Annotated in this window: 2 protein-coding genes; both read right to left on the bottom strand. The window is 59.7% G+C overall.

The window, feature by feature from the left end:
* Positions 1-20: 20 nt before the first annotated feature.
* On the bottom strand, positions 21-2,993 hold the full coding sequence (locus tag GV764_RS11710; RefSeq protein ID WP_001138073.1) for a Tn3 family transposase: 2,973 nt from the start codon (positions 2,991-2,993) through the stop codon (positions 21-23).
* Positions 2,994-2,995: 2 nt separating this feature from the next.
* Complete coding sequence (locus GV764_RS11705; protein ID WP_001162012.1) at positions 2,996-3,553, bottom strand: recombinase family protein; 558 nt, start codon at positions 3,551-3,553, stop codon at positions 2,996-2,998.
* Positions 3,554-3,686: the final 133 nt, after the last annotated feature.

The following is a 3,686-nucleotide window of genomic DNA, read 5'->3' as shown; positions in this document are numbered from 1 at the left end:
ATCTCATTAAATAAAGCACGCTAAGCCGGTGGCAGCGGTCGCAATGGCCTAAACTTCCCCGCACCGACCTTGGCGCTGCTGCGCCATAGGTAATCGCCGGTCAGGTTGATGTGCTCCCACCCCAGCGGCGACAGATATTGCAACAATGTGTCGTCCAGCGCCGTGCCGTTGCCACGCAAAGCACTGGTGGCACGCTCCAGATATACCGTGTTCCACAACACGATGGCCGCCGTCACCAGATTGAGGCCGCTGGCCCGGTAGCGCTGCTGCTCAAAACTGCGGTCGCGGATTTCACCCAATCGGTAGAAGAAGACCGCCCTGGCCAGCGCGTTGCGCGCCTCGCCCTTATTCAGCCCCGCATGGACGCGGCGGCGCAGCTCCACGCTTTGCAGCCAATCCAAAATGAACAGCGTGCGCTCGATGCGCCCCAGCTCGCGCAACGCCACGGCCAAGCCGTTCTGGCGCGGGTAGCTGCCGAGTTTGCGCAGCATCAGCGAAGCCGTTACCGTGCCTTGCTTGATGGAGGTGGCCAGCCGCAGAATTTCATCCCAATGGGCGCGTATTTGCTTGATGTTCAGCCTGTCGCTGCTAATCATCGGCTTGAGCGCGTCATAGGCGGCATCGCCCTTGGGGATGAATAGCTTGGTTTCGCCCAAGTCACGGATACGCGGCGCGAAGCGAAATCCCAGCAAATGCATCAAGCCAAACACGTGATCGGTGAAGCCTGCCGTGTCGGTGTAGTGTTCCTCGATGCGCAAGTCCGACTCGTGGTACAGCAGGCCATCAAGCACGTAAGTTGAATCACGAATGCCCACGTTGACCACCTTGGCACTGAAGGGCGCGTACTGGTCGGAGATATGGGTGTAGAAAGTCCGTCCTGGACTGCTTCCATACTTCGGGTTGATATGACCAGTGCTTTCTGCTTTGCTGCCGGTTCTGAAGTTCTGGCCGTCCGACGATGACGTGGTGCCGTCACCCCAGTTGCCGGCGAAGGGTTGCCGAAACTGCGCATTCACCAGCTCGGCCAGCGCCGTCGAATAGGTTTCATCGCGGATGTGCCAGGCTTGCAGCCAAGACAGCTTGGCGTAGGTGGTGCCAGGGCAGGACTCGGCCATTTTGGTCAGACCCAGGTTGATCGCGTCGGCCAGGATCGTCGTCAACAGCAAGGTTTTGTCCTTGGCCGTGTCGCTGGTCTTCAGGTGTGTGAAGTGGCGGGTGAAGCCCGTCCATTCATCGACCTCCATCAGCAACTCGGTGATTTTGAGGTGCGGCAGCAGCATAGCTGTCTGGTCGATCATGGCTTGCGCGGCGTCTGGTACTGCCGCGTCCAGCGGCGTGATCTTCAGGCCTGACGCGGTGGTGATGATGGCATCCGGTAAGTCGTTGGCCGCAGCCATGCGGTTGACTGTGGCGAGTTGCGCCTCCAACAATTCCAACCGGTCATGCAGGTATTGGTCGCAGTCGGTGGCCACTGCCAGCGGCAATTCGCTGGCCAGCTTCAAAGTGGCGAACTTCTCGACCGGCACCAGGTATTCGTCGAAGTCCTTGAACTGGCGAGAACCCTGCACCCAGACATCACCGGAGCGCAGCGCGTTCTTCAGCTCCGACAGGGCGCATAACTCGTAGTAACGCCGGTCGATGCCGTCGTCGGTCAGAACCAGCTTTGCCCAGCGCGGCTTGATGAATGCGGTTGGCGCATCGGCGGGCACCTTGCGCGCGCTGTCGCTGTTCATGCCGCGCAGCATGTCGATGGCATCGAGCACACCCTTGGCGGCGGGCGCAGCCCGCAATTTGAGCACGCCCAGGAACTGCGGCGCGTAGCGGCGTAGCGTGGCATAGCTTTCACCGATGTGGTGCAGGAAATCAAAGTCGGCAGGCCGCGCCAATGTTTGCGCTTCGGTGACGCTGGCGGCGAAGGTGTCCCAGGGCATAACGGCCTCGATGGCGGCGAACGGATCGCTGCCGCTTTGCTTGGCCTCAATCAACGCTTGACCGATGCGCCCATACATCCGCACCTTGTCGTTGATCGCCTTGCCGGAAGCCTGGAACTGCTGCTGATGCTTGTTCTTGGCCGCGTTGAACAGCTTGCCGATGATGCGATCGTGAAGGTCGATGATTTCATCGGTGACGGTGGCCATGCCTTCGATGGCCAGCGCTACCAGCGTGGCATAGCGTCGTTGCACCTCGAACTTTGCCAGATCAGCAGGCGTCATCTGGCCACCTTCACGAGCGATTTTGAGCAGGCGGTTCTGGTGAACCTGCCGCTCGATGCCTGCGGGCAGATCAAGTGCTTGCCAGGATTTCAGGCGCTCAATATGTTCGAGCATGTGGCGAGAGTTCGGTTTGGCAGGCGACTGGCGCAGCCATGCCAGCCACGTCACTTTACTGCCGTCCTTGCGCTTGAGAAGTTCGTCCAGGCGCTGACGGTGGGGTGATAACAAAGAATCGGTCAGCGCCGCGTAAATGCGTCGGTTGGCACGGGTGATGGCCTCGGCGCTTGCGCGCTCGATGGCATTCATGGCGGGCAGGATAATGCTCTGCCGCCGCAGATTCTCGACAAGTGCGCTCGCCAGCACGATGCCTTTGTCGGTCTGCAAGGCCAGCTCGGTCAATGTATGCACGGCTTGCCGATAGTGGCTCATGGTGAAGGGCTTGAACCCAAAAACCGTTTGCAGCTCGACCAAGTGCTCCCGCCGTGTCTGTTCGCGCTGGCCGTACTCGCTCCAACTTTCCACTGGCATCTTGAGTTGCGCGGCCACCATGCGCAACAGGGGCGGAAACGGAGGCTCATCGACGCCCAAAAAGGTGCCAGGGAATCGCAAGTAGCAAAGCTGCACAGCGAAGCCCAATCGATTCGCGGCGCCGCGACGCTGACGGATCACCGACAGGTCGGTTTCGTTGAACGTGTAGTGCCGTATCAGTTCGTCTTTGGCATCTGGCAGTGCCAGCAGGCTTTCGCGCTCGGTGGCGGACAGGATTGAGCGGCGTGGCATGGTCAGTCTTCCCGCAGGTACTGGTACAAGGTTTCGCGGCTGATGCCGAAGTCACGGGCCACCAAGGTTTTTTGGTCGCCTGCCGCAACTCGCCGTTTCAACTCGGCAATTTGTTCGCTGTTCAGCGATTTCTTTCGTCCCCGGTAGGCACCGCGCTGCTTGGCCAGCACGATTCCCTCGCGCTGACGTTCGCGGATCAGGGCGCGCTCGAACTCAGCGAAGGCTCCCATGACCGACAGCATCAGATTGGCCATCGGTGAGTCCTCGCCGGTGAACTTCAGCCCTTCTTTGACGAACTCCATGCGCACGCCCCGTTGTGTCAGCCCTTGGACGATGCGGCGCAGGTCATCAAGGTTGCGTGCCAGCCTGTCCATGCTATGCACCACCACGGTGTCGCCCTCGCGGACGAAGGCCAGCAGCCTTTCCAGCTCGGGACGCTGGGTGTCCTTGCCAGAAGCCTTGTCGGTGAACACCCGCGCCACCTGAACACCCTCCAATTGCCGTTCCGGGTTCTGGTCGAAGCTGCTGACGCGGACATAGCCGATGCGTTGACCTTGCAAGATGCCTCCAAAGGCAAAAGTGTCAGGATGAAATCTATTACCTTTGACGGAATATGTCAATCAATAGGAAATTTAACTCTATTCTGACATCGTTTGCACATGGTGTCGTTTTCAGAAGACGGCTGCACTGAAC

The organism is Atlantibacter hermannii (genome assembly GCF_009907385.1).
Classification (GTDB): domain Bacteria; phylum Pseudomonadota; class Gammaproteobacteria; order Enterobacterales; family Enterobacteriaceae; genus Atlantibacter; species Atlantibacter hermannii_A.
Note: the sequence above shows the minus strand (reverse complement) of the source record. Positions and strands in the feature narration are given on the sequence as shown.

Coding starts and splice junctions, on each gene's coding strand:
- GV764_RS11710 (WP_001138073.1), bottom strand. CDS start 2,993: ATGCCACGCCGCTCAATCCTGTCCGCCACCGAGCGCGAAAGCCTGCTG.